The sequence below is a fragment of the Sporomusa sphaeroides DSM 2875 genome, assembly GCF_001941975.2.
GTDB classification, from domain to species: Bacteria; Bacillota; Negativicutes; order Sporomusales; family Sporomusaceae; genus Sporomusa; species Sporomusa sphaeroides.
In genome coordinates, this window is the sequence record NZ_CP146991.1 from 4,600,471 (window position 1) to 4,623,957 (window position 23,487).

Below are 23,487 nucleotides of genomic sequence, written 5' to 3' on the forward strand. Positions count from 1 at the left end.
TCATCCTCCTTTGTTTATATGTAAGCTAGAAGCTTTCAGGATTTCAATAACGTTATCCATTTGCTTATCTGAAAGTGATGCCAGTTCAGGCAGTGGATAAGTTTTTCCCAGCCTAGCGTATTTGTCAATGGCAATATTGTGATACGGCAATAGATAAACATCCCGTAAGTTCAGTGACGATAAAAAATCACCTAGGTCTTTTATGTTTTTCTCATCATCATTTATACCCGGTATCACGGGAATACGAATCCAGATTCTACGTTGATCTGCCGCCAGTTTTTTCAAATTTTCCAAGATTAGCTTGTTGGGTGCACCCGTATATTTTTTGTGTTTCTCGTCATCCATAAGTTTGATATCATATAAAAACAAATCTACTTTGTCCGCTATCCTGTCAATGGCTTCCCATGGAGCATAACCGGAAGTATCTAAAGCCGTATGAATCCTTTTGGCTTTACAGGCCGTAAGCAGGGCGTCGAGAAATTCCAGTTGGTATAGAGCTTCTCCTCCGGAAAACGTAACGCCGCCGCCTGATTCTTCATAAAAAATGTTGTCTTTTTCTATTTCCTGCATAACCTCTGCCACAGTCCTTTTTTGTCCAAGCTGCTCCATGGCTCCGGTAGGGCATGCTTCTACGCACATTTTACACAGGCTGCATTTTGTTTCATTTCTTTTAATACCTTGGCTGGTAAGTGTGATAGCCGCATTGGTGCAGCTTTTTACACAGTCACCACAGCCAATACATTTGTTTTGCAAAAAGACTATTTCTGTTTTTGCTGACAGGCTCTCAGGATTATGGCACCACCAGCAGGCTAAAGGACATCCCTTGAAGAAAACAGTGGTACGTATACCCGGACCATCATGAATTGAATATTTTTGAATATTGAACACTGTACCCGCAATCAAAAAATCACCCGCCAATCCGAATTAGTTGTTTATCGTTTAGGGAACCATTGCCTCCCTTCAACTCGCTAACTGTCTTGCATACTATATTGCAATAAGCATGCCAATCATTGTTTTATCTGAAAAACTATAGCTAATTCAGTTTTAATCGTTCGTTTTTTATCTGATTATCCGGTATTTTAAGATATTTTGATATTTTCTTAAAATTAAATAACGTCCCGAAAATGGGACAATGTCCAATATAATACGTATCATTTAAGGGACTTTCAGCATGTTCTTTTCACAAGAAAAAATTTTAAACGTCCCTATGATAGCAATGTCTTGCGACATTGCTATCATAGGGACGTTTAAACCGAAAACTACTTACTATACATCATTTTCCATTATTATTTTCCAGTCAATATTATATTTTTTAATCTTATTATGCAAAGTCTGCCGGGGAATATTCAATATTCTTGCAGCTTTGGCCCCATTGCCATTGGCCTGCCTGATAGCTCTTTGAATTAATTGTTTTTCATACTTATTTAAGTTGTCCACCAATGAAGAAACCGGTATGTTCTCCAGTGTTTCTTCCAGTTTTACTCCCGGCGTTGCAAGGAAGTCGATAATATGAGAAGGTATATCATGGACATTAATACTATGACTATCAACGAAGTTCATAATACTTTCAATAGCATATTTCAATTCCCGAATGTTTCCTGGCCAATGATAGGACTGCAAAACATGAACGGCTTCAGGTGTAATGTTATCAACCTTCTTATTCACCGTATTATTGTACATTTCAATAAAAGATTTTACGAGTAGTGGAATATCTTCTACTCTCTCTCTTAGCGGGGGAATAGTTAAAGATACAACATTTAACCGATAATACAAATCTTTACGTAAAATATTTTTTCCCACGATGTAGGCCGGATGCTCATTGGTGCTGGCTATAATTCTAACATCGACATGCACGGTATTAGTTCCGCCAACCCTGCGAACGATACCATCCTGTAAAACGCGCAGCAGTTTTCCCTGCAATTCCAGATCCATGGAATTAATTTCATCTAAAAAAAGAGTTCCCCCGTCGGCAAGTTCAAATAGTCCTGGTTTATCTTTTGCACCTGTAAAACTGCCGGCAGTCGTACCGAATAATATACTATCCAAAAGGGTATTTGGCAAAGCCGCACAGTTTTGTGCTATAAAGGGTTTGTGTTTCCGTACCCTGCTTGCACTATGAATAGCTTGAACTAAAACTTCTTTACCAGTCCCGGTTTCTCCATACACTAATACCGGTGACATACTATCTGCTATTTTTTTTGCTTGTTCTTTTAGTTTTTTTATCGCTAAACTTTCTCCAATAATGTCATCAAAAGTATACACAACACCATTACCGCTATAGGACTTTTCATTACTCTTTTTCTTGAATAATTCCGATTGTAAGTTCAAGACCTTCTCTGATAACTCTTTTACCTGCGTTAAGTCCCGATAGATTTCAAGGGCTCCGACAACCTCCCCTTGTTCGATGAGCGGTATGGTTGAGGTCAAGGTAGATACCTTGACGCCTTGATAATTCATATATGTTTGAGCATAATCAATAATGGGCTGTTTATTGCGTAGTACCTGATAAAAGGTACTGCTTTCCGGTGTCAAATCTGAGAAGATTTCTAAGATATTTTTGCCAATAGCCTTTTCCGGACTAATACCTGCAATATTGGTTGCCGGTTCGTTATAAAAAGTAACATTAGCCTCGCTATCTACCACTAAAATTCCTTCATCCATATTCATCAAAATTGATTCTAAAAGGAATTTATAGTTCAATATCTCCACCTCGTTATCTATGAAATGTTATATACTTATTTACCGTAACAAAATAAAATCCTGCACCAATACCGCATTCTCAATCATCAAATGTTTCAACGTATTGCATTAATTTTTCTTGTTTATCTGACTATATAAGGTTCCATCAAAATTACTGATATATTAATAAAGTATTCCCCGTTTGTCTGCTACCTGTTTTTTATTTATACTATCACTCAAGAACGAATATTAAAAATATTAGGGGGTTCTTGATGTGAACAATGCTTATTTTCAAGTAAAAGCTCCGGTAAACGAACCAGTTAAAAGCTACCTGCCGGACTCACCGGAAAAGGCTGCGTTAAAGGCAGAGCTTGCCAGACAGTTAGCAAACCCGGTTGAAATACCACTTATTATCGGTGGTAAGGAGGTCCGCACAGAGCACAAGGCAAACATAATTTGCCCCCATAATCACAACCAAGTACTTGGTCAATATTATATAGCCGGTGAAAAAGAACTGCTGATGGCCATCGAAGCGGCAGAAGCAGCCAGAGCAGAATGGGAAAACATGCCGTGGGAGCATCGCGCTACTATTTTCTTAAAAGCAGCCGATTTACTGACAGGAAAATACCGGGCAAAATTATCGGCTTCCTGCATGCTTGGTCAAAGCAAGAATACCTTCCAATCGGAAATTGATGTTATTTGTGAATTGGCTGATTTTCTCCGGTTCAACATATATTTCACCCAGGAAATATACAAGCAGCAACCCAATAACAGCGATGGTGTCTGGAACCGGGTAGAATACCGGGCCCTTGACGGGTTTGTTGCCGCAATCACACCGTTTAACTTTGCAGCCATCGGCGGCAATCTGTGCACAGCTCCGGCGATGTGCGGCAATACCGTTCTATGGAAGCCTTCATCGACCGCCGTACTTGCTAATTACTATTTCATGCAAATCCTGCTGGAGGCTGGTTTACCTGCAGGGGTTATCAACTTCGTACCTTGCAGGGGTGTTGATTTCGGCAAGGTTGTCGTTCCCCATCCTAAGATGGCTGGTTTCCATTTCACCGGTTCTACCGGCGTCTTCAATGATATTTGGAAACAAGTCAGCCAAAATATTGATAACTATGTTACCTATCCCCGGCTTGTTGGCGAGACAGGCGGCAAGGACTTTATCTTTGCCCATGAATCGGCAGATGTGGAAGCCCTTACCTGCAATATCGTGCTTGGTGCCTTTGAGTATCAAGGACAAAAATGCTCGGCAGCCTCCCGTGCCTATATCCCGGAAAGCCTGTGGCCTGAGGTAAAAACACGCCTGGAAACAGAAATCAGCAAGCTTAAGATGGGTGATGTCTGCGACTTTACCAATCTCGTAAATGCTGTTATTGACAAGAAATCCTTCCAGAATATCAAGAATTATATCGATTATGTCAAAGAGTCCCCTGATGCCGAGATTATCATGGGCGGCGATTGCGATGACAGTGTCGGCTACTTTGTCGAGCCTACCGTGATCGTAGCCAAAACACCCACCTTCAAGACAATGGTAGAAGAAATTTTCGGACCTGTTATGACCATCTATGTATATCCGAACGACAAATTGGATGAAACCTTAACAGCCTGCGATACCGCCACCAGCTATGCTTTGACAGGCGCTGTATTTGCCCAGGACAGAGCCGCCATTATTAAAATAGCAAAAGCCCTGGATCATGCAGCCGGCAACTTCTATATCAACGACAAGCCCACCGGTGCCGTTGTCGGACAACAGCCCTTCGGCGGCAGCCGCAGTTCAGGCACAAATGATAAAGCCGGCAGTGCCATCAACCTGTACCGCTGGATGAATCAACGTTCCATTAAAGAGACATTGGTTCCCCGTACAGTTGTTAACTATCCCTATATGATTGAAAAATAATCCCGCTTACTCCACTTTCCGCTATAGTAAACAGCAAAAAACCATCCTTTTCGGATGGTTTTTTGCTTATCCGATGACAGAAGCCTGGCTCCGTCTTCTACAACCGGCACCTAAAATCAGTTAGTAGCGGTTTTCTAACTTATCGAGTTGTTCAGCGTAAAAAACTGTCTTACAATATCCTGAATATCGGGCGCTAAATTAAATTCCGAAAAATTATTAAATACATAGGTTCTTAGCGTGGTCAAAAGTTCCGGTGAAATCACAATGATGTCAGTACTGGGAGCAGTGGTTTCCGGAGTAGTTGTGACAACAACAGTAGCCGCTGGATTCATTAGCGCAGGCAAATTGGTAAAAACAAACGTTTCTAAAACATCCTGAAAGTCTGGTTGAAGCATACTGGCACCCCCTCTTGGGTTATTATATGAGCGAATGCCGGAATGCTTACCAAAATGTGCGCGGCATAATCCGTTCCAGCTTCCAGACCGGATTACCCATGCAATCAACCGGTCCAATCTGATCGGCAATTTCAGTTACCGCCGAAGTGGCTACCACCGGTACGCCAAGGCGTTTTGCCGCTTCAGTCACGCCTTCAGCACCGCGCTGCACAAGCTGGACAGTGGTCTCTTCCGCCATGTGGGTGTTGTTGAGCACAGCATCCACCCGGCCCAGAGTCGCAACATATTCCAAAATATTATCTACCGTTGAAGTGAAAGGGCGCGACATATTCAGCACAGCAATGATTTTAAGATACGGATTCTCAAAGGCGCCTTCCACCAGGTTAAAAATCCTGGCACCATGCACGCCATAACCAACATCCATAATGATATTGCCTTTGCGTCTGAGCACCCAGCGCATCGAAGCCTTAATAACATTGCCGGCTTCCCCCAGACCGGTAGTATCCCGGGTCTCCCAGGCAACAACCTCCATGCCCAGTTCTTCCAGCTCCTGCTTTATGGGGCGCAGCGTATAGCATGGCTCCACAGTATCCAAATCGACAATAGTTACCGGCAACCCCTGCTTGCGTAAATAAATAGCCCGGTTTACGGCGTTTTCACTTTTACCGCTGGCATATTCCCCCACATAGGCTTCAATAATTGGTTCAACCTGCTGCGTATCTTTTACCATATCCAGGTGCTCCACTCCTTGTCCACATATTTAAGAAAAATATCCGGCTCAGTCCTTACCACCGTCACCATTACTGAGGCACAAACAGCCGTTATCCTAGGCGGAGGTTAAGCGCCAGCGGCACAGCATTGTCACTAATTAATAAATATTTTAAACAAAATCAATAAAACAACTCCCGGCAATCCTAAAAAACCGGCAATAAGCGCCGTAATCGGGTTGATGCCGATAGTAAATCCGACATAGGCACCGACAAAATTAACAGCCCATAACATGACGCCGCCTACTAAACCATTATATATCAGCTTACATACCAGCTTTATAGGCATTAAAAACATACGGCCAATAAGATATATTAAAATAATCCCAAATGCGTAGGCCACAACAACATTAAATTCTAAACCTGCCGGTAAAAACGGCATAGCTTCTCCCTCCTTCCAACCTGCTTTTCTCTATTTTACCACGCTAAAACACTTTGCGTACAGTTGTCTCATCCTGAATTCCCGAGATAATACCCGGGCAGCAGATACCTTCATCCCGTGCTTTTCTAAGCAAATACACATATCTGCGCTCATAAGCCTTGATGAGAAAAGAAAAATAGTCAACTAAATCCGGGTCACTTACTGTCTTATAGCAACTTTGGGCATATAACCAGTCACGTCGCGATTGATCCACTATTTCCGGCAGGCTGATCTGCTTTTTAGCGCTAGCAGGCTCGCTATGGAACAGTTCCAGTACTTTTTGCCATGCAGCCATCATTTATCCCTCCAACATAAATACTTACAACAATATATGTTGGCCAGTCCAAAATAATGATAAAGAAAACACGGCTTGCACCGAGCCGCTGGCGAAGGTGGAAGCCGATGGAATAAAGAAAACACAGCTGTCCGTGCCCGGTCTTGTGCCCAAAATAAAAATACCGGACATATTCCGGTATTTTAGCTTTAGCTTGTGATTTTTAGTTAAATGGCGAATACTCAAGGCCTTCATGGCGCGCGCGTTTTAAGAGATAATTATATTTTTTTTCGGAGGCTTGAATAAGATAAGCGGCATAATCCACCAAATCGGTATCAGATACATTGTTATAGTAGTTTTGGGCATTCAGCCATTCTTTTCTCGCTTCCTCAAGCTGCTGCATCAAGGACGGGTATTTAGCCTCCGGTACGCGCTCTGACAATACACCCTTGGCTAAATTGGTTAACTTTGTTTTCATGCATATCGCCCTCCTGCTTACAGTATTCCCATAAACAGGCGGGATAAATCATACACCAAATTGCACTACATTTCTCGCCGGTTTTCCAGTGCTTTGGACAAGGTCACCTCATCGGCATATTCCAGGTCACCGCCTACCGGCAAGCCGTGGGCGATGCGAGTCACTTTGACCCCCAGCGGTTTCAGCAATTTGGCAATATACATAGCCGTAGCTTCACCTTCAACATTCGGGTTGGTAGCCATAATAACTTCCTGCACTCCCAGCCTGACCCGGTCCAGCAATTCTTTAATCCTGATGTCGTCAGGGCCAATACCCTCCAGCGGGGACAACGAGCCGTGCAATACATGATACAGGCCCTTAAATTCACGGGTACGCTCCATGGCTGTCACGTCTTTGGGATCTTCCACCACACAGACAACGGTTTGATCCCGCCCCTCAGACCGGCAGGTCTGGCAGGGATCGCTATCAGTTAAATCAAAACAGATCGAACAATAGCCAACCCGCTCCTTGGCATAAATAATGGCCTCAGCCAAAGCCGATGCCTGACTATTATCCATTTTAATCACATAATAGGCAAGGCGAACCGCAGATTTAGGCCCAATGCCAGGCAGGCGGCGGAAATGCTCCACCAGCCTGGCAATTGGCGCAATATAGGCCATGGATTAAAACATTCCCGGCGGCAGGTTGAGACCGCCGGTCAGTTTGCCCATTTCCTGGGACATCATATCATCCACTTTGTTCATAGCCTCATTGACTGCAGCAGCCACCAGGTCTTCCAGCATTTCCACATCTTCCGGGTCAACCGCCGACGGTGCGATCTTTACCGACTGAATTTTCTTTTCGCCGGTAACCACTACTTTTACTGCCCCGCCACCGGTAGATACCTCAATAGTACGGGCTTTAAGCTCCTCTTGCAGTTTACCCATATCGGCCTGAAGCTTTTGCACCTTTTTCATCATTCCTGCCATGTTTCCCATATTTCCAAACATGTTATCAGCCTCCTAACACTAATTTTTATTCCTCTATCTTAATTACTTTGCCACCAAACATCATCTGGGCCTGCTTAACCGCAGGATGCTCCATCCCTGGATCAGGGGGAGCGGCTGCCACCGCCGGCTTCGGCGCAGCCGGTTTGGCCGGCGGCGTATCTGTCCCCAGTGAGCACATTAATTTTACCTGATGTCCGGTAATGTGAGCCAGGATTTTTTCCACAATAGTCCGGTAATCGTCCTTCTCGGTGCGTTCCTTGGGAAAGGTTGCCGTAAAGTGCACTGTGGCCTGAGTAGCGGTAAGCCCTGTCAAGCGTCCTTGCATCACACAAGCATGTACCGACCGCTTGCCGCTGGTCATGAGTTCTTTGAGCACAGCCGACCATATCTCATTCAGATCGCCGCCAACGCTGCCGCCTGACGGTTCCGGCGGAGCCGAAACAGACGGATTGGCTGGCGGTGGTGCCGGAGGACTGAGCGGCGTTTGCGGTTCTGGCTGCGGCCGCGGCGGCATGGGTGTTACAGGTGACTGCACCCGCGGCACTGACGGCGGCGGTTCCGCTGCGGGAGCCTCCGTTTTAGCCATACTGACGGCAGCCCCTGCCGGATTGCCGGCAAGTCTGGCTTCAAGCGCAGCAACCCGCTCTAAGAGTGCGGCCATATCGCTCTTTGCCGCCCTGCGGCACAACGTAATCAGCGCCATTTCCACCACAATACGCGGCTCAGCCGCCCATTTTGCTTCATTAGCGGCATGATGCAGCACTTCCAGCACGGCTACCAGTTCCTGATGGCTGAACTTGGCACTCTGGGCGGCAAGCACAGCTTTATCATCACTGTATACTTCAATAGTATCTATAGCAGGAGCAGCTTTATACAGCATCAGACTCCGGGCATGCAGCGCCAGCTCCACAAGCAGTTGGCGAATATCTTTCCCTAGATTAATAAGTTCGTCAAGTTTCACCAGTACGCTGTGCGCATCCCGTTCAGCCACAGCGTCGGTTAACTGCCACACCCACTCATGACCAATCAAGCCTAATAGCTGGCGCACATGGGCGGCTGTTATCACGCTGCCGTCATCCAAAGCAGCGCATTGGTCCAAAATACTGAGCGCATCCCGCATACCGCCCTCGGCTTGAATGGCAATAAGCCTGAGTGCATCCGGAGCAGCCTTGAGGCCGCTCTGTTCTGCCACCATACTCAGCCGCTCCTCAATTTCCCTGGCGTTAATCCGCCGGAAGTCATAACGCTGGCAGCGCGAATGGATGGTGGCCGGAATCTTATGCGGTTCGGTGGTTGCCAGCACAAATACCACATGGGCCGGCGGTTCCTCCAGGGTTTTTAAGAGGGCGTTAAAAGCCTCTGTTGTCAGCATATGCACTTCGTCGATAATATACACCTTATAACGCCCGTCTACCGGCGCAAACTTAACGGTTTCCCTCAAATCGCGAATCTCGTCAATGCCCCGGTTGGAAGCTGCGTCCACTTCAAATACGTCCATGGAAGTACCGGCAGTAATTTTATCACAGTTGGAACAGTGGTTGCAGGGATTGACGCTGGGACCATGTTCACAATTGAGTGATTTTGCCAGAATTTTGGCCGTACTGGTTTTTCCTGTACCACGCGGACCGGAAAACAGATAGGCATGAGCAATCTTGCCGGTGGCAATGGCATTCTTCAAGGTAGTACTAATATGCTCCTGACCGACTAAGGAATCAAAATCCTGCGGCCGCCATTTGCGGTATAAAGCCACATAAGCCACGCCCATACCTCCTTTACCCCGCTAAGACATTAGATAATGCAAGTTTCATTTATATTCAACATTACTAAAATATTTCCCTTTTTCAAGAAAATAATTTATCCGCCACCGTATGTATATCCTACGTTAAAGAATCTGGCAGGCGCAGGCGGGTGTGCAGTTTGCCATATAACAAAAAAGCAGCCCTCATTGGCTACTTTCAATAGATATATTATATTGCTTCCGCGTACCATACGGCCTTGTTTCCCACGACGGACCACAGCAGATACCAGGCACCCTTACGGCACATAAGAAGTATCACTTAGCGCTGCTTCCTTCCGGACCTGACGCGATTCATGAGTTCCTATTGCGTAAGACCCGGCACTGCTACAGTCCGGCCTAGAAAACAAAAAGCCGTATACCGGCCTTGAATTTTATGGCGGAGAGAGAGGGATTCGAACCCTCGGTACAGTTTCCCGTACACACGCTTTCCAGGCGTGCTCCTTCAACCGCTCGGACATCTCTCCAAGTGCTCTCAACAGAAACTTATTATATCTTATTTTTTAAATCAATGCAAGCGGTAAATATTGCAAGCCCGGCAATATCACCAGACAAACCGGCAGCCAATTGATACTGCTTAATTATACCGAGTACCAAAAGGCTTGTCAAGTTTTTGAGTAAAGAAAAACCGCTGCTGCGGCCTTACAGCCGGCAATAGTACTGAGGCGCCGGCAGCGCAGTGTTATCTGACAGATACCGGTGCCGGACCTCCCGGGTGTGATCCCGGAAGGTCCGTCCCGGTTATTTTGTCAAATGATACGGCACTGTGGTTACAATGACATTTTCTTTCCAAATAAGAGTATTGCGCAAAAACCAGCCGGTCTGGTTGTGCAATAACCGGTGCCATGCTTTCCTGGTTTCAAACTCCGGAATAATGACGGTGATATAATCATTCGGCCCCTTCTCCCGGCATCTTTTTTCAATAAAATGCAAGAGCGGGCGCATTAACAGCCGGTACGGCGAACGAATAACCACCAATTCCACACCAGGGTCCCACAGCTTCCATTTTTCTATAACCTTTTTGGTCAGTTCATCATTGTCAGATACATGAACGGCCAGGATATCATCACCGATCATTTTGGCATATTTGATGGTCTCATACACAACACGGGTGGGACTGGATACAGGCACAATAACGGTGTGTTTGCCTTTGGGAAAGGTGGCCGCACCTCTTTCATAACATGCTTCCGGCAGGTGCAATTGCTCCGACATGGTATTATAATGTCCCCGGATGGCTTTAAATATATAAATCATGATGGGAATGAAAACAAGCACAACCCAGGCTCCATAAAGGAATTTCGTTACCGTAATAATCAGAACCACCAAACCGGTGACGGCAGCGCCAAGACCGTTGAGGAAGGCCCGGACCTGCCAGCCCTTACCCCGCTGCCGGTACCAGTGCACCACCATACTGGCCTGCGCAATGGTAAAGGAAATAAAAACACCAATAGCATACAAGGAAATCAGGTGCTCGGTATCTCCCTGAAAAGCGATAATCAATAACGCAGCGGCAAGGGTGAGCAGGATAATCCCGTTAGAAAAGGTTAACCGTTCACCGCGGGTTGACAGATAACGCGGCAGATAGCCATCTCTGGCGACAATAGCCAACAGCATCGGCAACCCGTTGTAGGCGGTATTGGCGGCCAGATATAATACCAGCATGGTCGTGAATTGAATATAGTAATACGCTGCCGAACGGCCGAAAATTTGCTCAGCCAGTTGCGACATGGCGGTTACTTCGGCAACAGGCAGGATATGATAGTGCATAACAAGATAGGTGATACCCAGGAACATAAAGCTCAGGATACCGGCCATCCAATAGGTGGTAACCGTTGCGTTGCGGGCCTCAGGCTGTTTGAACATCGGCACACTGTCAGCAATAGCCTCAACCCCGGTCATAGAGCTGCAGCCATTGGCGAAAGCCCGTAAGATGACAAACAGCATGGCCCAGTCCAGTTGCTGACGGGCCAAAGACTCCGGCGGCAACAGATAGGGTGCGCCGGTGAAGGCTTTCCAGACACCTGTTGCAATTAAAGCAATTACGCCGAATAAAAAGGCGTAGGTGGGTATAACAAAGGCATTGGACGATTCCCGGACACCGCGCAGATTCACCAGCATCAGCAAACCAAAGAGCACCATTACATCCAGGGTCACTTCGTGCCCGGCCAGGTCAGGCAGAGCGGAAACAATGGCCGCCGTACCGGCTGAGACACTTACAGCGGCTGTCAGCACATAATCGGCAAATACCGAACCGGCAGCCACCAACGCCGGCATTTCTCCCAGGTTTTTTTTGGCCACAGAGTAGGCCCCGCCCCCGCCGGGATTAGCCTTCGCGACCTGCACATAGGACAAAACCACGATGCCCAGCAGTAACAGAATGGAGAGCGCCACCGGCGCCATAAAGCCATAGGCAATAATACCCGGAACAGCCACCAGGGTAAGCATAATTTGTTCCGGCCCGTAAGCCACCGACGATAACGCATCAGAGGAAAAGATGGATAAGGCTTTCCACTTGGGAAGTTTTTCATGAGCCAATTCCCGGTTGTGAAGGGGCTTGCCGATAAGTAATCGGCGAAATTCGCGCATCATACCAGCGCCTCCAGTTTCATTATTCGATTTTTGGGCATAAGAAAAAGACCTGACGGCCTTTCGACCCCTTGCTTTGGCCTGCGAAGTTAGCTGACGGGTAGGATGACAAGAGAAAACATCCCTTTTGTCACAAGGACAAAATTAACCCCAAAAGTGGTTCCTCCGCTTCCATTACGGAACTCGGCCTTATATTGTGTATGCATTGTTATCTTACTGCTTTTCTAATCAAACATAAAGTCCTGCTACACTTGGCTTATGCCTGCTTATCGCTGCCTATAGGCACAGAACACAATAGGCTTGACGGCTCGCAACAGCACGCTATTTTCCGCCCTCGCACTCGGTCTTTCATTACGGTTGATATACGAAAAATATCCCTGCCGTTCCGGTAAAGAACGGCAGGGATTTCTCCATACTTATGCTTTCCTGAATACTTTCTTCAAACTAAACTTTCCTTGTTGAATATCGTCAAATACCGTGTACACTACCGGCACTACCACCAGGGTGAGAATGGTCGAAGTCACCAGACCGCCGATAATGGCATGAGCCATCGGTGCCCGGGCTTCAGCGCCCGGCCCGATTCCTAACGCCAGCGGCAGCATACCGAAAATCATTGCCGCGGTTGTCATGATAATCGGGCGCATCCGCTGGATGGCTGCTTCGACTAAGGCCTGGTTGCGTTCCACGCCTTGTTCACGACGCTGTTTGGCGAAATCCACCAGCAGGATGGCGTTCTTGGTAACCAAGCCCATCAGCATAATAATACCGATGAGGGACATCATACTGAGTTCACTGCCCATAACCAGCAGGCCGATGATGGCACCGATTATGGCTAACGGCAAGGCCAGCATAATGGAAAAAGGATCAAGGTAGCTTTCAAACTGGGCTGCCAGGACAAAGAAGATAAACAACACTGCCATGCCCAGCGCCAGGACCATGCTGCTAAAAACGTCATTCATGGATTCCGTCTGACCGGTAGCCACAAATTGATAGCCTTCCGGCATATCAATTTCAGCCGCTTTTTTCTCAAACGCAGAGTTAAATTCGCCCAAAGTGATTCCGCTTAAGTTAGCCGAAATGGTAATTTGCTGCTGATTGTCATAACGTTTGATTTGGGCCGGACTGGTGGCATAGACAGTGTCAGTCACCTGTGACACCGGCACCATGACGGCCTGGCCGGCCTCATCGCGCGCCGTTCCTGACAGGTATACCTTGTTGACATTGCCCAAACTGCGCCGCTCTTCCGGATCTAAAATGACCCTGACATCATGTGAGTCGTCACCGTCCTTGTACTGGGTAACAACCTTACCGTTAAACATGGTCTGCAAGGTATCGGCAATGCTGGCTGACGAAATACCCAAGTCAGCCGCCCGGTCACGATTCACGATGAATTGGGCGTCAGGGTTGCCGGGTTCATAGCTTGACGATACTTCGACGGCTCCCGGAATGCCGGCAACCGCTTGCTGTACCTGCTCGGCAATCATCGCCAGGGTATCCAGCGACTGCCCCTGAATAACCAGCGACACCGGTTTGCCGCCTGACAGGCCTGACTGTTTCATGACACTGATATCGGCACCGGGAATATCCTTGAGCTGTTGACGCAGGCCGGCAATAATTTCGTTATCGCTGATACTGCGTTCACTTTTCGGCACAAGCTGGCTAAAAATACTAATCTCTCTGGTATTAGCCACACTATAGGTCATTTCAACTTCAGGAATGGCGCCGATAATTTGCGACATGGCATCAGCCATATCACCTACGGCAGCCACACTCATTCCCGGATCGACAGTAGCCGTTACGGTAAATTCCCCGTTATCGGCATCCGGCACAAAGGTTGTACCCAGCAGCGGTGTGAGCAGCAGGCTGCCGACAAATAGAACTGCCGCTGCCAGCAGCACTTTGCCGCGGTGACCCAGAGCCTGACGCAAAAACTCACCATATTTGGCGGTTAATTCGTCAAATTTCCCATTCCAGGTCAGCCAGGCCTGGCTTAATTTACCGGTACCCTTAATGGACGCGTGATTCAAATATTTAGACGACAGCATGGGTGTTAAGGTAAAGGCCACAAATAAGGAAACCAACACACTGGCTGCCACGGTAATACCGAACTCTTTAAAGAACTGACCGACAATACCGCTCATCATGCCCACCGGCAGGAATACCGCCACCAGGGTAAAGGTAGTGGCCATAACCGCCAGCCCGATTTCGGCTGTTCCCTCCAGCGCAGCCGTCATTTTGTCTTTACCCATTTCGAGATGGCGCACAATATTTTCAATAACGACGATGGCATCGTCAATCAACAAGCCAACCGCCAACGACAGCGCCAACAGTGACATGGTGTTAAGGGAAAAGCCCAGCGCCTTCATAACCACGAAGGAAGCGATAACGGAAACAGGAATGGTTATGCCGGAAATGATGGTGCTCCGCCAGTTTCCCAGGAACAAAAACACAATGGCGACAGCCAGAACACCGCCGACCACAAGGTTAAACTGCACATCCTCCACCGATTCCTCGATGGTCTTGGAGTTATCGCGAACCACCACCAAATCAACTCCGGACGGCAGCTCTTTTTTGATCGTCTCCAATTCTTTCTTGACAACAGCTACTGTTTTTACGGTATTGCTGCCTGATTGCTTCATAATGTCAATACCAAGAGCCGGTGTACCGTTTACCTTGGTAAGGGTCTCAACCTCTGCGGTTGTATCTTTGACGTCAGCGATGTTTTTCAAATATAGCTGAACACCGCCGCGTGAGGCCACCGGAACAGTAAGAAACTGACTGGTTTCGTTGATTTTCCCTACCGCTCTAAGGTCGGTCTTGCGTTGACCATCGGTTATCTTACCGCCGGGAGAATCAATATTTTCATTTCTTAGACTGTTTAGTACCTCTGGAATCGTAAGGCCGTAAGCCGACATTTGGTTATTATCCAGGTGAATCTGAATTTCCCGCTCCAGGGCACCTTTCAGTTCAACAGCGGCAACCCCGTTGACTGCCTGTAAACGCTTTTCCAGGAGGTCTTCGGCCAATATCGTCAACTCCCGCTGACTCAAATTGCCTGTTAAGGCAATGGACATAATGGGCGTATCGTCAGGGTCAAAGCGCAAAACCGTAGGCGTTTTGGCTTCATCCGGCAGCTTGGCCTGCAGGGTTCCCAATTTATCGCGTACGCTTTGAGCGGCAGAGTCGGCATTGGTGTCCATGGTAAATTGAATAATGGTGGTTGACACACCTTCACTTACCGTGGACATAATATGATCAACACCGGCTACCACGCCGACAGCATCTTCTACCTCTTTCGTAATTTTGGACTCCACTTGCTCCGGGGCTGCCCCAGGGTATAGAACCTGAACAGCAACAACCGGTATTTCAACACTAGGATATTGATCAACATCCAGGGACATGTAGCTAACCATGCCGATGACTACCAGCGCCAAAATAATTACGGTTGCAAATACCGGGCGCTTGATGCTAATCTCCGTAAGTTTCATAGATTTTCTCTCCTACTCTATGGCGCCACGCGAACGGCATCACCGTCATGGAGCCGGCTCACACTGGTGATAATAACCTGTTCGCCCGCCTCTAGCCCGGATTTTACAACAATTGTACTGCCGGTTACTTCACCGATCTCAATTGGTTTGCGGACAGCCTTGCCATTCTCCAAAGTAAAAACATAATAGGCGTCCTGTCTTTGGATAACAGCCGCCTGAGGCACGGTAAGCGCCTGAATACTTTCACCGGTAACCAATTGTACATTGGCAAACATGCCTGACTTTAATTCCCCGCCGGCATTATCGATCTTAATCTTGGTACGGAACATTCTGCTTGCCGAACCGGCATCCGGGTTCATAACATCCACTACACCGGTGAAGACTTTATCCGGATACGCATCAATCGTAACATGGGCCTGCTGACCAATGTTAACCCGGCCCAAATCCTTCTGCTCTACCGGGATTACAGCATATATCTGGTCAATATCCTGCACCACCATTAAGGCAGCCCCCGGCGAGACCACCTGGCCGACAGTCACCGTTTTATTGGCCACTACCCCGTCAACAGGTGAGCTAATTACGCCGTAGCTGAACTGCTGCTCGGCACTGCTTTGATTGGCAGTCGCACTCGACACATCGGCTTCAGCCGATTTTAGCTTGGCTTTGGCATTATCCAGCTGCTGCTCGGAAACGGCGCCAATATCAGCCAGTCGTTTATACCGGTTAAAATCATTAAGCGCCAGTTCGTAGTTTACCTGCGCCTTGCGCACCGAGTCGCCGGCTTGGCGGGCTGTGTTGATTAATTCGACAGTCTCCAGCTTAACCAGCGGCTGACCGGCTTTAACCGTTTGTCCCTCCTGCACCAGCACCTGCTCCACCCTGCCGGAAATTTTAGCGCTCACGGTGGCTGAAATTTGTCCTTCCAGCGTTCCGTTAGCGTTCAGGCTGGGAACAGTCTCGATATAGCCGGCTGCCGCCACCTTGACACTTATGCCTTTGTCAGGCACGACAGCCTGCTCTTTACTGGCAAACACGCCACTGCGAAATAATAAAGTTACCCCTGCCACTAAAATCAGCGGGATTAACCAGTGTTTCGGTTCCCATTTTTTCATTGAACCAGACCCCCATCCAAATTTTACTGTATTCCGAGCTGGGCATACCTACCAGTCGGTATGTCTTGGCTAAAAAATTTAGCGCCTTGTATACTGCGCTAAACCTTCAGTAACATCCAGACATTATCCAGCATGCGCTGCCGCATGGCCTCTGACTGGAATTGGCTGCCCAAGGATATTTGACCATTTGTCATGGCAATAATATTGGCTGCCAGAGCATAGCTGTCAAAGCCGCTCTTTATTTCCCCTTTTTCCATGGCTGTCTCAAGCTTCCTGGCAAAAGCCTCACAGGCTGAGACCCGGCCTGTTTCTATGCGCTGCTGAATATCGGGAAACTTACCTAGTATTTCGATGGCAAAATGAGCACAATCCACACTATATTGGCCATCTACTCCCAGCAAATCCTTCGCATATTGCTCCGGCGTTTTTTCCACAATCAGGGCGTGCAGCACTTCCCTGAGGGTATTGCGATCGTCCAGCAGCGCACTATAGTTAGCTTCAAGACGGTCAAACAAATAGTGCAGCGCTACCTGCAGCAATTCATCCTTGCTGGAAAAATAATGGTAGATGCCTCCCTTGGTAATGTTAACTTCATTAGCAACGTCAACCAGCGAAACCGATTTATAACCGCGGGTTAAAAACAAACGCAAAGCGGCTATAACAATATTCTCTTTGGTCATACCATCATCTGCCTTCTCCCATGACTTTTGCATACCTACCAGTCGGTATGTACCTATTATCCCCTATGAATTAAGGTATTGTCAATAGAAAAGTGGGTGGTGGATAATACTTCCGTCTGTGCCGGGTCTTGTGCCGGCACGCAAAGCTTATACATTCTGGTTAGACCAAAAAAAATACGCCCGCAAGGACGCTAGCACAGCATATTTATTTTTGTTCCTATTTGGGGTTGAAGCTCTTTTTCTAAAACACTCTTAAATGATGTTTCCGGCCTTTTCTTCGATGAGTAAGTCTTTTCGTCATATTGGTTTTGCATTTGTGATTTTACGCCGGGAAATACCGGGGCAACCTTTACAACCTTCAAAACTCTCACCTTCCATATTTTTACTTTTACATATTCGCTTTATGGTATTTTTTCCCTGCTATTCATTTCTATATTTTTACATTTTGTCCGGTTTGGCCAATAAAATACCGCCAACGTTAAATAATAGCGTTGGCGGTCAGGTAAAACCCAGGATCAACTGGTAGCGTCATCGGGACCAGCTGAGGAATTGTTCATTGTTTGCGTAAATAAATTTGTCAGAGGAACCAGGAAAAGATAAAATGCATATATTATGAAACCTGAATCTGCCGATAATGCCGCTGCCGGAACGGCTCCGGCAATATTCCAGGGGATAAGAGGCGATATTACAATTACGGTATTCTCCAGATCAAGCGCCAGCCGGTAGTTGCTGAGACGTTTTCTTTCATAAAGTTTGTGGGTAATTTGATGGGTAAGCATAACTGCCAGGGTTTGGTTGCAGCTAAAAGCGGCTGTGGCTATGCTTGACAGTATCATCGTCGGATATGTATTGATTTTTTGGTCAAGTCTTTCAAAAAACTGTTCAACATCCCGCAACAAACCGGTTCCCTCGAATATTCCGGCATAGGCGGAAGAAATCAGCACAATCAGCGATACCTTCAGCATGGAGTATAGGCCGCCGCCCTGGATTATCTCAGAGAAAACGCCGCTTGTATCCGTCGTGTAACCTGTAAGAATATAGTTCAGCATTTGTGCCCAAGAAGCACCTTGCACGAAAATAGCAATTAGAATACCGGATACAATGCTGATACTCATCGACAGCTTGACATCCACCTTAAAGGCAGCAAGCAGCAGAATAATGACAGCAGGAAACAGCACAACCAGGTCTGTATTGAACGAATTGGCAATTTCATTGCCGATGGAGTTTTCATAAAAAGCCAGCGGATTTGCCTGAGATAAATACAGGTAACCGATGATGGACAACGCAAAAGGGATCACCCCCGTTTTGGTCATATTAGCTATATTGGTATACAGCTTAGTATGGGTCAAGGCGGCTACCAGATTGGCACTGGAAGACATGGCCGAGCATCTGTCCCCAAAATAGGCGCCGGCAATAATGGCACCGGCAGCCATATTAATATCTACATTGCCGCTTTGCGCCAGAACGATAAGCACTACCCCTATGGTTCCCACTGTTCCGAAAGAGGTTCCCAGCAGGAAAGAAACCAGGCAGGACAACAGGAACGCAGATACAATAAAATAATCGGCATTCATAAACAAAATTCCATAATACACAATAAAAGAGATGGTGCCACAGGCTCGCCAAACCGCAGTGATAGCGCCAATTAATACAAAAATCCTGATAACAATCAGGGATTTTTTTGAGCCGTTAAGCATCATGGCAAATAAACCAGGCAAGGTAAAGCCTTTACGCATAGCTACCAGCGTAAAGCAGACCAGTCCGAAAAGCAGAGGGTAAAGTATGGATACCCCGTTATAAAGGCTGACAAGCAAAGCAACAAAGAATAGAATAAATACCACTATCGTATCCACAAAATCATCTCTTTCGGCTTAAATGTAGCATGATCGCAAATTATAACTATTATAACAGAGTCAGGACAGAATTGTTCACATATCCTTAAAGCGGTCTAAATAATGTTTGATTCAGCAATAAGTCTGGCAAACAGTAAACGCCAGGACCCGTAAATAGATGTAAGTTTAGTGCACATTGCCGGCGTCAAGCATACTATAGAATAGCAATACTCTAAAAGGAGGAGTTCAGTTTGGATGCTCGACAAGGTTTTTTCGGCCAGAATTGTTATTCTAACAACTGGATCTGGATTATACTTATCCTAATCAGCTTTCTCTTCTTATTCCGCGATAATAACTTCAACTTTTAGCCGGCTAGAACTCATACTGCCGCTGCCCTGTATTACTGGTGATAATGTACATCCATCAGTTTCAGCTGGGGATAGTATAAAGCATAGTAAAACTTCATCAACAAAGGAGGAATTAAGATGTTTTGGGGTACCAATAGAGAATTGTGGTTTGTTATCCTGGTGATCAGCCTGTTCATCTTATTATTCCCGGAATTCGAAGATACCGGTTGCTAGGTCATCAGTGGAATTACGGCTGACAACCTGTAGGTATAGGAAAAGGGCGTGCTGGAATCATACATTTCAACACGCTTTTTTCTATATTGGTAAACAGTACGGCAGCTTACCGGGGGAAAAAATGCTTTTCGTAGTTGCTCAACCGCGAGTAGGCTAGTTATACTAATACATGTGAATTGTATTCGCAAAAACAGCTTAGCGTTTTTTATAACAATAAAAATAACAGACAGGTTGTGATACTATGGAGAACATTGATTTCGTGGAATGTCTGGGGTATTTTGCCTCCCTCTTGGTCGCCAGCTCTTTTTTAATGAAATCGATAAATAAATTACGTCTGGTAAATACGGCAGGTGCTATTCTCTTTGTTATATATGCTGTTACGATTAAGGCGTTGCCGGTGGCCTTAATTAATCTGTTTATTGTTTGTGTAAATATATATTATTTAACAAAACAACATACTGCCAAACAAACGACCTGAGTTTATAAAACAATTACCCCCAGACCTAAGTCCAGGGGCAAAAAATGGATACCTGTGGCAATTGTCCGGTCGGACCGAGCATGAATTTAAATAAAAACAATGAACAGCACAATAAGTATAATCAGAATAAACCAGATTCCTCCTCCAAACCAGCCGGCCCCTCGCGCATTATCTGCCATCTAAACCCCTCCCTTGTAGTAATCGTTCCGATGTCTTACTGTAGTCTATGTCAATTAAAGCAGGTTGGTGAAAGCCAAAAACTGCTCTATTCCGGCGGACGGAACACAACCTAAAAAAGCCCGCCCCCAACCGACAGGTTGAGAACGGACTGCATGTTCATCCGAGCAACGGAGCTCCACCAAATCCATTAGGTTTCCCCCAAACCCAGCAGATCTCCCCAACTCCGTTGCACCAGTGTAATTATACTATAATCATACCCTAAGAGCAAGATTGTAATAACACACCGCCTGTTAAATTATTACATAACTTTCAGGGCACGCAGCTCACGATATAAAAAATATCCTGTGAGAACCGCTGATGCCAAGTCTGCGATCGGCCCTGCCAGCCAAATTCCAGTCAAGCCGAAAAAATTAGGCAGAAGCATAATCATGGGAATTAATATGAGCACTTGTCTTGACATGGTAAGCAATAACGCGTGTTTGGCTTTGCCGACTGCCTGAAAATACTGAGCCGCAATGACCTGAAAACCGATAATCGGCAATAAGCTCAGCATGATTCTCAACCCTTTGCCGCCCATGGCAATGAGTTCCGGATTGCTGTTGAACAAGCCAATAATATAGTAATCAAATATTTGAATAAAAATAAAGCCGATCAGCGAAATGCCACTGGCGGCCAGGACTGCCTTTTTCAGCGTCTGAAAAACCCGGTAATATTGCTGTGCACCGTAGTTATAGCCGATGATCGGCTGAGCCCCCTGACTAATGCCCATTACAGGCATCAACAGCAGCATCGCCACCCGGTTGACAATGCCCATAGCGGCGACAGCCAGGTCTCCGCCATAGCGGATGAGGGCAAAATTATAAATGACGGTAACAATGCTGGCGGCCAGCTGCATGAAAAACGGCGACATCCCGATAGTGGCAATCGCCTGGACAATAGCTGCTTTCGGCCGCAGATACCGCAGCCTGATCTTCAGGGTGCTCTTACTGCTGAAAAAGTAACCAAGGACCCATAAAGCGGAAACAGCCTGGGAAATGACAGTAGCCAGAGCGGAACCGCCGATTCCCAGTTTCATCCCGAAAATAAAAAGCGGATTGAGAATAATGTTAATACCCGCCGAAATCAGCATGGTAAGCATCGCCAGGCGGGGATTGCCCTCTGCCCTGATAATATTATTCAAACCAAAGCCAATGTACATAAATACACTGCCGGAAATAATAATCTGGGTAAATATTTTGGCAGAAGGCAGCACCTTGGGCTCTGCCCCCAGCGCTTGCAGTATAGGCTCGAGAAAAAGCAGCCCGGCAACAGACATAACAAACGCCAGGATAATGATTAAAGTCAGCGCATTACCTAAAATCTGCTCCGCCTCTGCCCGGTTATTTTCGCCTAGCCGGATAGACACCAGTGTAGACGCCCCCACCCCAATTAACATACCGAAGGCCATCATTACCAGCATGATCGGAAACGCGATCGTCACTGCCGTCAGACCTATCTCACCCACACCATTACCGACGAAGATACTGTCCACAACATTGTATAGCGCATTTACCATCATGCCGATAATGGCAGGTATGGAAAACCGCCATAACAGCTTGCCAATCGGCTCCTCACCTAAAGCCGTTGATGGATCCATGAATTAACCTCCTGTAACAAGACGGGCTCCACATTTGCCCATCGCGCCGGTTGCATGCTGAAATTGGTTTACTTGTCCGCGGCCTCCTCACATATGGGATAGTTAAACTGCCAGCCGATTCCAAACTTATCGGTTACAAATCCATAGTACCTGCTCCAGAATGTTTCCTGAAGCTCCATAACCACCTTGCCGCCTTCTTTGAGTTTGTTAAAGGCGAAGGTAATGTCTTCCATATTCGCCGTAACTATGGTAAGGCTTATATTGTTGCCCACAACCAAAGGCATATCGGGGAAAACGTCGGAAAACATCACAACACTTCCATGAATGCTAAGCCGTGCGTGCATTACCCAGTTTTTCAGCTCTTCCGGCAGAGTAAATTGCTGGTTAGGGTCTGGCGGCATATCACCAAAGGTCATGATTTGCGGCTTTTCCGTTCCGAAAACCTGTGAATAAAATTCTACTGCTTCCCGGCAATTCCCTTTAAAATTGATATACGCTTGAACAGCCATTGGCTTCACTCCTTACTGTAGGTTTCCGAAAATGGTTTCCATTAGTATAGGCGAAATCAGGTATAAGTATCCTGATTGCTCTAAGCAGGACAAGCAAAGACCAAGCACCTATTTAGCAGAGGTTGCTTGGTCTTTTGCTTAGTGGATATCCTCAGATGCTTTATCCATTAACTCACGGTATGCAATTTTTTTAGCCGTGCCTGTCTTGAAATTATCATCAATATAACGGCCAAGTGTTTCTCTATCCATTTGAATATCCGTATACTTTAAATTGTCAATCAGGTCTGCTTCCCATTGAATTTGAAAGTCAATACCGTCAATCCTTGACGGCGTATGATGATTGCCGATAATAAAGCAGCATCTGTCGATAATGCGGGAATCGCAACCTAATTCCTCAAGTATTCGTCTGGCAATGGGCGGACCCTCTTTTTCCTGGTACGTCCCCTCCATGCTGCCATACTTGCGCTGCGCCTCAATAGCACCGATGTCGTGAAAGATAGCTACTATTGAACTTATTTCTCGCTGATACTCATTAACATTTTCGCCGTCCATGATTTCTTCTGCATATCCTAATACCCTTAGGGTATGCTCTATTCCATAGGGAACCTGATGAAATATTTCTTTCATTTCGTTTATTAATATTTCTTTATCCATTATCATCCTCTGCCTCCAGCTACCAACAACTATCTAATGCACAACCT

Annotated in this window: 20 protein-coding genes, 1 tRNA gene, 1 other RNA gene and 1 riboswitch; of the genes, 2 read left to right on the forward strand and 20 right to left on the reverse strand. The window is 46.5% G+C overall.

Annotated elements, in window-relative coordinates; genetic code table 11:
* Both SPSPH_RS21165 and SPSPH_RS21170 read right to left on the reverse strand, forming a co-directional pair.
* Positions 1 to 918: a glycyl-radical enzyme activating protein gene (locus tag SPSPH_RS21165; RefSeq protein WP_198930929.1), complete on the reverse strand. Its 918-nt coding sequence runs from the start codon at positions 916 to 918 to the stop codon at positions 1 to 3.
* A gap of 348 nt (positions 919 to 1,266) precedes the next feature.
* On the reverse strand, positions 1,267 to 2,700 hold the full coding sequence (locus tag SPSPH_RS21170) for a sigma-54 interaction domain-containing protein (protein WP_198930930.1): 1,434 nt from the start codon (positions 2,698 to 2,700) through the stop codon (positions 1,267 to 1,269).
* 253 nt (positions 2,701 to 2,953) lie between these two features.
* On the opposite strand from SPSPH_RS21170, the gene pruA reads away from it, so the two are divergent.
* Positions 2,954 to 4,585 (forward strand): L-glutamate gamma-semialdehyde dehydrogenase, encoded by a 1,632-nt coding sequence (pruA, locus tag SPSPH_RS21175; protein ID WP_075756180.1) that lies wholly within the window; start codon positions 2,954 to 2,956, stop codon positions 4,583 to 4,585.
* A 134-nt stretch (positions 4,586 to 4,719) separates the two neighbouring features.
* Here pruA and SPSPH_RS21180 read toward each other — a convergent pair whose 3' ends face one another.
* The 15 genes from SPSPH_RS21180 to SPSPH_RS21245 all read right to left on the reverse strand — a co-directional run bounded on the left by SPSPH_RS21180 (position 4,720) and on the right by SPSPH_RS21245 (position 19,423).
* Positions 4,720 to 4,980: a hypothetical protein gene (locus SPSPH_RS21180; RefSeq protein WP_075756181.1), complete on the reverse strand. Its 261-nt coding sequence runs from the start codon at positions 4,978 to 4,980 to the stop codon at positions 4,720 to 4,722.
* Positions 4,981 to 5,026: 46 nt separating this feature from the next.
* Entirely contained in the window at positions 5,027 to 5,710 is a 684-nt protein-coding gene (locus SPSPH_RS21185; protein WP_075756182.1) for a hypothetical protein, read from the reverse strand.
* Between the two features lie 134 nt (positions 5,711 to 5,844).
* On the reverse strand, positions 5,845 to 6,129 hold the full coding sequence (locus tag SPSPH_RS21190) for a pro-sigmaK processing inhibitor BofA family protein (protein ID WP_075756183.1): 285 nt from the start codon (positions 6,127 to 6,129) through the stop codon (positions 5,845 to 5,847).
* A 43-nt stretch (positions 6,130 to 6,172) separates the two neighbouring features.
* Entirely contained in the window at positions 6,173 to 6,466 is a 294-nt protein-coding gene (locus SPSPH_RS21195; RefSeq protein ID WP_075756184.1) for a DUF2508 family protein, read from the reverse strand.
* A 199-nt stretch (positions 6,467 to 6,665) separates the two neighbouring features.
* Positions 6,666 to 6,920: a DUF2508 family protein gene (locus tag SPSPH_RS21200; protein ID WP_075756185.1), complete on the reverse strand. Its 255-nt coding sequence runs from the start codon at positions 6,918 to 6,920 to the stop codon at positions 6,666 to 6,668.
* 65 nt (positions 6,921 to 6,985) lie between these two features.
* Positions 6,986 to 7,579, reverse strand: coding sequence for a recombination mediator RecR (gene recR / locus SPSPH_RS21205; protein ID WP_075756186.1), 594 nt, complete (start codon positions 7,577 to 7,579; stop codon positions 6,986 to 6,988).
* A gap of 3 nt (positions 7,580 to 7,582) precedes the next feature.
* The gene (locus SPSPH_RS21210; protein WP_075756187.1) at positions 7,583 to 7,909 is read right to left on the reverse strand and encodes a YbaB/EbfC family nucleoid-associated protein; all 327 of its coding nucleotides are present in this window, start codon (positions 7,907 to 7,909) and stop codon (positions 7,583 to 7,585) included.
* 25 nt (positions 7,910 to 7,934) lie between these two features.
* Complete coding sequence (dnaX, locus tag SPSPH_RS21215) at positions 7,935 to 9,668, reverse strand: DNA polymerase III subunit gamma/tau (RefSeq protein WP_075756188.1); 1,734 nt, start codon at positions 9,666 to 9,668, stop codon at positions 7,935 to 7,937.
* A 260-nt stretch (positions 9,669 to 9,928) separates the two neighbouring features.
* An RNA gene (gene ffs / locus SPSPH_RS23600) (signal recognition particle sRNA small type) lies at positions 9,929 to 10,028 on the reverse strand.
* A gap of 53 nt (positions 10,029 to 10,081) precedes the next feature.
* Positions 10,082 to 10,171, reverse strand: a tRNA-Ser gene (locus tag SPSPH_RS21220).
* A gap of 274 nt (positions 10,172 to 10,445) precedes the next feature.
* A complete protein-coding gene (locus tag SPSPH_RS21225) occupies positions 10,446 to 12,293 on the reverse strand; it encodes an APC family permease (protein WP_075756189.1) in 1,848 nt (615 codons plus the stop codon).
* A gap of 60 nt (positions 12,294 to 12,353) precedes the next feature.
* Positions 12,354 to 12,489: riboswitch (cyclic di-AMP (ydaO/yuaA leader) on the reverse strand.
* 217 nt (positions 12,490 to 12,706) lie between these two features.
* Positions 12,707 to 15,778, reverse strand: coding sequence for an efflux RND transporter permease subunit (locus SPSPH_RS21230; protein ID WP_075756190.1), 3,072 nt, complete (start codon positions 15,776 to 15,778; stop codon positions 12,707 to 12,709).
* Positions 15,779 to 15,795: 17 nt separating this feature from the next.
* A complete protein-coding gene (locus tag SPSPH_RS21235; RefSeq protein ID WP_075756191.1) occupies positions 15,796 to 16,890 on the reverse strand; it encodes an efflux RND transporter periplasmic adaptor subunit in 1,095 nt (364 codons plus the stop codon).
* A 98-nt stretch (positions 16,891 to 16,988) separates the two neighbouring features.
* Complete coding sequence (locus SPSPH_RS21240) at positions 16,989 to 17,603, reverse strand: TetR family transcriptional regulator (RefSeq protein WP_083945552.1); 615 nt, start codon at positions 17,601 to 17,603, stop codon at positions 16,989 to 16,991.
* A 482-nt stretch (positions 17,604 to 18,085) separates the two neighbouring features.
* Entirely contained in the window at positions 18,086 to 19,423 is a 1,338-nt protein-coding gene (locus SPSPH_RS21245; protein ID WP_075756193.1) for a Na+/H+ antiporter NhaC family protein, read from the reverse strand.
* A gap of 801 nt (positions 19,424 to 20,224) precedes the next feature.
* Here SPSPH_RS21245 and SPSPH_RS21250 point away from each other — a divergent pair.
* The gene (locus SPSPH_RS21250; RefSeq protein ID WP_075756194.1) at positions 20,225 to 20,461 is read left to right on the forward strand and encodes a YgjV family protein; all 237 of its coding nucleotides are present in this window, start codon (positions 20,225 to 20,227) and stop codon (positions 20,459 to 20,461) included.
* Positions 20,462 to 20,939: 478 nt separating this feature from the next.
* On the opposite strand, the gene SPSPH_RS21255 is transcribed toward SPSPH_RS21250, so the two are convergent.
* From SPSPH_RS21255 to SPSPH_RS21265, 3 genes are all read right to left on the reverse strand, one after another.
* A complete protein-coding gene (locus SPSPH_RS21255; RefSeq protein WP_075756195.1) occupies positions 20,940 to 22,277 on the reverse strand; it encodes an MATE family efflux transporter in 1,338 nt (445 codons plus the stop codon).
* Between the two features lie 68 nt (positions 22,278 to 22,345).
* Positions 22,346 to 22,786: a VOC family protein gene (locus SPSPH_RS21260; RefSeq protein WP_075756196.1), complete on the reverse strand. Its 441-nt coding sequence runs from the start codon at positions 22,784 to 22,786 to the stop codon at positions 22,346 to 22,348.
* 138 nt (positions 22,787 to 22,924) lie between these two features.
* A complete protein-coding gene (locus SPSPH_RS21265; protein WP_233139014.1) occupies positions 22,925 to 23,446 on the reverse strand; it encodes an HD domain-containing protein in 522 nt (173 codons plus the stop codon).
* Positions 23,447 to 23,487: the final 41 nt, after the last annotated feature.

What these genes read in the sequence shown, in the direction of transcription:
- SPSPH_RS21180 (WP_075756181.1), bottom strand. Translation starts at nt 4,980, where the DNA reads ATGCTTCAACCAGACTTTCAGGATGTTTTAGAAACGTTTGTTTTTACC.
- SPSPH_RS21185 (WP_075756182.1), bottom strand. Translation starts at nt 5,710, where the DNA reads ATGGTAAAAGATACGCAGCAGGTTGAACCAATTATTGAAGCCTATGTG.
- SPSPH_RS21190 (WP_075756183.1), bottom strand. Translation starts at nt 6,129, where the DNA reads ATGCCGTTTTTACCGGCAGGTTTAGAATTTAATGTTGTTGTGGCCTAC.
- SPSPH_RS21195 (WP_075756184.1), bottom strand. Translation starts at nt 6,466, where the DNA reads ATGATGGCTGCATGGCAAAAAGTACTGGAACTGTTCCATAGCGAGCCT.
- SPSPH_RS21200 (WP_075756185.1), bottom strand. Translation starts at nt 6,920, where the DNA reads ATGAAAACAAAGTTAACCAATTTAGCCAAGGGTGTATTGTCAGAGCGC.
- recR (WP_075756186.1), bottom strand. Translation starts at nt 7,579, where the DNA reads ATGGCCTATATTGCGCCAATTGCCAGGCTGGTGGAGCATTTCCGCCGC.
- SPSPH_RS21210 (WP_075756187.1), bottom strand. Translation starts at nt 7,909, where the DNA reads ATGTTTGGAAATATGGGAAACATGGCAGGAATGATGAAAAAGGTGCAA.
- SPSPH_RS21225 (WP_075756189.1), bottom strand. Translation starts at nt 12,293, where the DNA reads ATGATGCGCGAATTTCGCCGATTACTTATCGGCAAGCCCCTTCACAAC.
- SPSPH_RS21230 (WP_075756190.1), bottom strand. Translation starts at nt 15,778, where the DNA reads ATGAAACTTACGGAGATTAGCATCAAGCGCCCGGTATTTGCAACCGTA.
- SPSPH_RS21235 (WP_075756191.1), bottom strand. Translation starts at nt 16,890, where the DNA reads ATGAAAAAATGGGAACCGAAACACTGGTTAATCCCGCTGATTTTAGTG.
- SPSPH_RS21240 (WP_083945552.1), bottom strand. Translation starts at nt 17,603, where the DNA reads ATGCAAAAGTCATGGGAGAAGGCAGATGATGGTATGACCAAAGAGAAT.
- SPSPH_RS21250 (WP_075756194.1), top strand. Translation starts at nt 20,225, where the DNA reads ATGGAGAACATTGATTTCGTGGAATGTCTGGGGTATTTTGCCTCCCTC.
- SPSPH_RS21255 (WP_075756195.1), bottom strand. Translation starts at nt 22,277, where the DNA reads ATGGATCCATCAACGGCTTTAGGTGAGGAGCCGATTGGCAAGCTGTTA.
- SPSPH_RS21260 (WP_075756196.1), bottom strand. Translation starts at nt 22,786, where the DNA reads ATGGCTGTTCAAGCGTATATCAATTTTAAAGGGAATTGCCGGGAAGCA.
- SPSPH_RS21265 (WP_233139014.1), bottom strand. Translation starts at nt 23,446, where the DNA reads ATGATAATGGATAAAGAAATATTAATAAACGAAATGAAAGAAATATTT.